Origin of the sequence: Burkholderia sp. 4NA327C6 (assembly GCF_005502655.1) — a bacterium.
Taxonomy (GTDB): Bacteria; Pseudomonadota; Gammaproteobacteria; order Burkholderiales; family Burkholderiaceae; genus Burkholderia; species Burkholderia contaminans.
On the sequence record NZ_SCNZ01000102.1, the window covers coordinates 1 to 5,818 of the forward strand.

The window sequence follows — 5,818 nt, forward strand, 5'->3', positions numbered from 1 at the left end:
AGATGTGTATAAGAACCAGGCATCATCGACACGAGCCTGATCCTGTGCGACAAGGCCGTCATCACGAACGCGAGCCGCGAGGCGGCACGCGCCGGCGTCATGCTGCGCGTGCCGATGCTGACCACGACGCAGATCGCCGGCATTGCGCAGAACGCGATGCAGAACAGCCTGATCACCGGCGGCACCGCGACGACACCGGCGGTGACCGTGACGCAGGCGAACGGCACGACGTCGGGCACCGCGCTGACGGTGACGGTGACCTACACGTATTCGGGGCTCGTGCTGGGCTCCGCTTTCAGTGCGCTCACCGGCCCGGTGACGGTCTCGGCGACGTCGGTGATGCTCTATGAATGACGTGACCGCCACGCCGCCCGTCGATGCCGAACGGCAGCGCGGTTCGGTCGCGCTGTTCTTCCTGCTGTTCCTGATTCCGCTGCTGTCGTTCGGCGCGCTGGCGATCGACATCGCGTGGGTCATCACGGTGAACAACCAGTTGCAGAACGCGGCCGATGCGGCCGCGCTCGCGGGGGCCGATGCGATGATGTCGCCGAGCGGCGGCGCGGTGAACTGGTCGCAGGCCGCGCCGGCGGCGAATGGCGTGATCGCGCAGAACTCGGCGGCCGGCGCGGCGCTGTCGACCGGCACGGTGACCACCGGATACTGGAACGTGACGCGCAACCCCGCCACCATGCAGCCGACGACCATTACGCCGGGCCAGTACGACGTGCCGGCGGTGCAGGTCACCGTGTCGCGCGCGCCCGGTGTGAACGGCGGCTCGATTCCGCTGCTGCTCGGCGGGCTGCTGGGCATTCCCGGCGCATCCGACAGCGCGACCGCCGTGGCGGTGCTGGCGGCGCCGGGCGGGGTGGCGGCAGGCGGGCTGTTTCCGATCGCGATCGACCAGTGCGTGTACAACCTGTACTGGAACGCGGCGACCAACCAGCCGCTGATCAATCCGCTGACGGGCCAGCCGTTCGAATTCTCGATCACGAACGGCCAGATCTACGGCCTGCTGTGCATGGGCGGGCAGTGGACGTCGTTCCAGTCGACCGCGACCGACACGACGACGATGGGCGGCCTGATGGTGACCGGCAACCCGACGACGCTCAACATCGGCGACAGCATCAACCTCGCGACCGGTGTGAAGGCGACGCTCTATACGTCGGTGCCGGTCGGCACGACGGTGGTGCTGCCGGTCGTCACGCAGACCGCGACCAGCACCACCGTGCCGATCGTCGCGTTCGCGCCGTTCCATATCGACGTGTCGCTGGGCGGCTCGTACAAGTACATCCAGGGCCATTTCGTCGCCGGCGTGAAGATGACCGGCGTCGCAACCGGCGTCGGGCCGTACTACGGCATTTATGTGCCGCCGCGGCTCGCGTTCTGAGCCCCCGGGCCGGCGCGGCGCACCAGCACGAGGAGCGCGAACAGCGTCACGACCGGGCCGATCTGCGGCCCTTGCAGCCACGGGTTCAGGTATTCGACGGCCGGCAGCAGCCACATGAGCGCGATCGCGGTCTGCTCGCCGCGCAGCCAGCCGTTCTGCCAGCCGATCGCCAGCAGGCACGCGATCGCGATGCCGAGCCAGGCGAGCTCGTAGTGCCATACGTACGGGTTCGCCGCTAGTGTGGCGACCGCAAGCACCGCCGCGCGCAAGCGGACGTCGCGTGACCGTGTCCACACGATGCAGGCGGCGGCGATCGCCAGCGCCACGACGCACGCTTGCGCGGCATACGCGGCGCCGGGCGGCAGGCCCGCGAGGCGGAGCGCGGCGAACGGCGTCGGCGACGCGAGCCAGAACACGATGCCTTGCTCGAGGAGGAGCGTGCGCGCGAGCGCCGTGCCGGCGACGAACAGGCGCAGCGACTCGACGCCGCAGATCAGGACGCTCGACGCGGCGAACGCGGTGGTGGCGAGCGCGGCCCACGCGATCGTGCGCCAGGCGCGCGTGGCGACCAGCACGAACGGGAACAGCAGCGCCATCTGCGGTTTCGCCGACAGCAGGCCGATACAGAGGCCGGCCCACATCGGGCGACGGTCTGCCCAGCAGACGGCCAGCGCCGCGCACGACGCGGTGAGGAACGTGTTCTGCCCGAACAGCCCGGTGACGAACACGCACGGGGCGGCGAGCAGTGCGAACGCGCCGATGCGCCGCAAGCCGGGGATCGCGCCGAGCCCCGATACGCGCGACGCGGCGAATCCGAACACGACCACCCCGAACGCGACGAACAGCGGATAGCCGACTGCGTACGGCACTAGCGCCAGCGGTGTCACGAGCAGCAGGTTGGTGGGCGGGTACAGCCACGCGACGAGGTCTTCGCGGCGGAACTGCGGGAACAGGCCGGCCGCCAGCCGGGAGAAGGTCGGCAGATCGTACGCTTGCCACGGTGAGCCATGCAGCATCACGTACGACGCCGACCAGAACACCGCGTAGTCAGGGCCCGGGCGCGACGGCGCGGTGGCGGGCGCGTGACGGACGACGGCTATCCAGATCGCGACGAACAACGCATGGCACGCGAGCGCGACCGCGCTGTACGCAACGACGCGCCCGGGTGTCAGCCATGCGCGGACGGGAGGGGCCGCCGATCGTATCGATTGCCGGATGAGATCCATGCGTCGTGCGCGCGGTTACTTGACGGACGCTTTCCGCGCGGCGCCGTGGCCGGCTGCTGCGGGCTGCGCCGTCCGCCTGCGGGCCGCGTGCGTGCGCTTGAGCGGAAACTGCAGCAGCGTCGACGCCGGATGCGCGGCGGCGTCCCGCTGCGCGCGATAGCGCCGCCGCACGAGATAGACCGGGCGCTGCTTGGACTCGTGATAGATGCGGCCGAGGTATTCGCCGATCACGCCGATGCCGATCAACTGGATGCCGCCGACGAACAGCATCACGGAGATGAGCGACGCGTAGCCGTGCACGGGGTTGCCGAACAGCAGCGTGCGCATGACGATGAAGGCGCCGTAGACGAACGACAGCGCGGCGAACGCGAGGCCGATGTAGGTCCACACGCGCAGCGGCACGGTACTGAAGCTGGTGATGCCTTCGAGCGCGAAGTTCCAGCGGCGCCATCCGGAGAATTTGGAGCGGCCGCCGCTGCGCGGTGCGCGCGTGTATTCGATGATCTCGATGCGATAGCCGACCCACGCGAACAGGCCTTTCATGAAGCGCCGCCGCTCGGGCAGCGCGCGCAGCGCGTCGACGACCTGGCGATCCATCAGGCGGAAATCGCCGACGTTCTCGGGCATCTCGACTTCGGAGAGATGGTTGTGCACGCGGTAGTAGAGCGCGGCGGCCATGCGCTGCATCAAGGGATCGCACATGCGGTCGGTGCGCTTCGCGGCGACGACCTCGGCACCGGCGAGCCAGCGTTCGACCATGGCCGGGATCAGCGCGGGCGGGTCCTGCAGGTCGGCGTCGATCAGGATCACGGCGGCGCCGGCGGCTTCGTCGATGCCGGCGGTGAGCGCGGCTTCCTTGCCGAAGCGGCGGGTGAGATCGACGATGCGCACGCGCGGGTCGCCGGCGGCGACGTCGATCAGCCTGCCGAGCGTGTCGTCGCGGCTGCCGTCGTTGATGCAGACGATCTCGAAACGGACCGACTCGACCGCTGCGAGGATCGGCAGCGTCGTGGCGAAGAACGCGTCGATGGCTTCTTCCTCGTCGTGGAGCGGCACGACGAGCGAGACCAGTGACTTTCTGGCATGCGCGGACATACGTCCCCCGAGAGATCCGGCCTGCGCTGCGCCGTATGGATCCGGTCGTCGTCCGCGGCGGGCCGGACGACTGGCGTTTTGAACATTGTAGGCAGGAATCGGGGATTCGTAACACGAATTGATGCCGGCGCGGCAATGAGCGCACGGCCGCGAGGTCGACCGGCTGGGCGTTCAGGTCGGAGGCGTAGTGTCCGCGCGAGCGCGATCCGGTGTGCGATTTCCGGGCGCGGCCACCGGCACGGGCAGGGGGCCGGTGCGACGCGCGGCGATCGGCTCAGGGGGCGCGAACGATCGCGGCGCGCGGGCCGCGGCGAGCAAGCCGGGCGCGCCGCAGCAGCACGAGCAACGCGATCGTCGTCACGAGAGGCCCGATCTGCGGCAGATGCAGCCACGGATTCAGAAACTCGTACAACGGCAGTGCCCACAGGACGGCTACGAGACTTTGCTCGCCGCGCAGCCAGCCGTCCTGCGAGCCGAGGGCGATCATGCAGGCGATCGGGATGCACAGCCAGGATAGTTCGTAATGCCAGATATAGGGATTCACGGTGAGCGTGGCGATGACCAGCATGGCGCCGCGCAGCCGCGCATCCCGGTGGCGGCGCCAGACGACGCACGCGGCCGCGATCGCGATCGCGGCGATGGCGGCTTGCCCGGCATAGGCGAGCGTCAGCGGCAGGCCGGCGAGACGAAACGCCGCGAACGGCGTCGGCGACGCAAACCAGAACGGAACGCCATGCTCGATGATCAGTGAACGCAGTGCGCCGGTGTTCTGCGTGAAGAGATGGAGCGATTCGATGCCGCCCGTCGCGATGCCCAGCGCGGTGAAGGCCGTTGCGAAGGCCGCGGCCCACGCAAATGCGCGCCACGCGCGTGCGGCAATCAGCACGAACGGGAACAACAACGCGAGTTGCGGCTTGACCGACAGGAGTCCGATGAAGAAGCCGGCCAGCATCGGCCGCCGGCCGACGAAATGCACGGCGAGCGCCGCGCACGCCGCGGTCAGCATCGCGTTCTGCCCGTACGTCGAGGTGACGAGCACGCCCGGGCACGCGAGCAGCGCAAGCCAGCCGACGCGTTTCGCGCCGGGCGTCGCCGCGAGCCCCGACACGCGCCAGGCCGCTACCCCGAGCAGCACGACGCCGAGCGCGACGAACAGCGGATAGCCGATCGCATGGGGCAGCAGCGCGAAGGGGGCGACCACCAGCAGATACGTGGGGGGATACAGCCACGGCAGGAACGCATAGTGGGCCGCGGTCGGGAACAGGTCGACGAGCACCCGCGAGAACGCGGGAACGTCGTAGATCTGCCATGGCGATCCGTGGCGCATCAGATGGGACGCGGACCAGAACACCATGAACCCCGAGCCCGGGCGGAACACGCCCGGGTCGTTCGAGAGGAAGCCGATCCGGACCAGGATCGTCATGAACAGCACGCCGACCGTCAGCATGACCGTGCTGTACAGCGCGATGCGTCCGGGTGTCAGCCAGACGCGGACAGGGCGTTCGTCGGCTTGTATTGATGAGCTGGAAATATCCATGCGTTGCTACTTGACCGACAGATTGCGCGCAACCGCCGCGCTCGCGACGGCCGGCTGCCGACGCCGGGCCGCGGCGACGCGCCGGACCGGAAACTGCAGCAGCTTCGCGGCGGCGGGTTGGGCGGCGTGCCGCGCCGGGTGCTGACCCACCAGCGCGTCGGCGCGGTACCGCCGCCGCACGAGATAGACCGGGCGCTGCTTGGACTCGTGATAGATGCGGCCGAGGTATTCGCCGATCACGCCGATGCCGATCAGCTGGATGCCGCCGACGAACAGCATCACGGAGATGAGCGACGCGTAGCCGTGCACGGGGTTGCCGAACAGCAGCGTGCGCATGACGATGAAGGCGCCGTAGACGAACGACAGCGCGGCGAACGCGAGGCCGATGTAGGTCCACACGCGCAGCGGCACGGTGCTGAAGCTGGTGATGCCTTCGAGGGCGAAATTCCAGCGGCGCCAGCCGGAGAATTTGGAGCGGCCGCCGCTGCGCGGTGCGCGCGTGTATTCGATGATCTCGATGCGATAGCCGACCCACGCGAACAGGCCTTTCATGAAGCGCCGCCGCTCGGGCAG

Annotated in this window: 5 protein-coding genes and 1 pseudogene; 2 read left to right on the forward strand and 4 right to left on the reverse strand. The window is 69.1% G+C overall.

Features of this window, described 5'->3' with window-relative positions:
• Positions 1 to 21 precede the first annotated feature (21 nt).
• Positions 22 to 354: a pilus assembly protein gene (locus FFS49_RS41500; protein WP_249362368.1), complete on the forward strand. Its 333-nt coding sequence runs from the start codon at positions 22 to 24 to the stop codon at positions 352 to 354.
• Positions 347 to 1,387 (forward strand): TadG family pilus assembly protein, encoded by a 1,041-nt coding sequence (locus FFS49_RS41505; RefSeq protein WP_105816141.1) that lies wholly within the window; start codon positions 347 to 349, stop codon positions 1,385 to 1,387. Before FFS49_RS41500 ends, FFS49_RS41505 begins: the two co-directional genes overlap by 8 nt.
• Here the strand turns inward: FFS49_RS41505 and FFS49_RS41510 are convergent.
• The 4 genes and pseudogenes from FFS49_RS41510 to FFS49_RS41525 all read right to left on the reverse strand — a co-directional run.
• On the reverse strand, positions 1,360 to 2,613 hold the full coding sequence (locus tag FFS49_RS41510; protein ID WP_105816140.1) for a glycosyltransferase family 87 protein: 1,254 nt from the start codon (positions 2,611 to 2,613) through the stop codon (positions 1,360 to 1,362). The two genes, FFS49_RS41505 and FFS49_RS41510, sit on opposite strands and share 28 nt — an antisense overlap.
• A gap of 15 nt (positions 2,614 to 2,628) precedes the next feature.
• Positions 2,629 to 3,708, reverse strand: a complete 1,080-nt coding sequence (locus FFS49_RS41515) for a glycosyltransferase family 2 protein (RefSeq protein WP_105816139.1) — start codon at positions 3,706 to 3,708, stop codon at positions 2,629 to 2,631.
• A gap of 274 nt (positions 3,709 to 3,982) precedes the next feature.
• Positions 3,983 to 5,245, reverse strand: coding sequence for a glycosyltransferase family 87 protein (locus tag FFS49_RS41520; protein ID WP_105816138.1), 1,263 nt, complete (start codon positions 5,243 to 5,245; stop codon positions 3,983 to 3,985).
• Between the two features lie 6 nt (positions 5,246 to 5,251).
• Positions 5,252 to 5,818, reverse strand: a pseudogene (locus tag FFS49_RS41525) (glycosyltransferase); the annotation flags it as partial.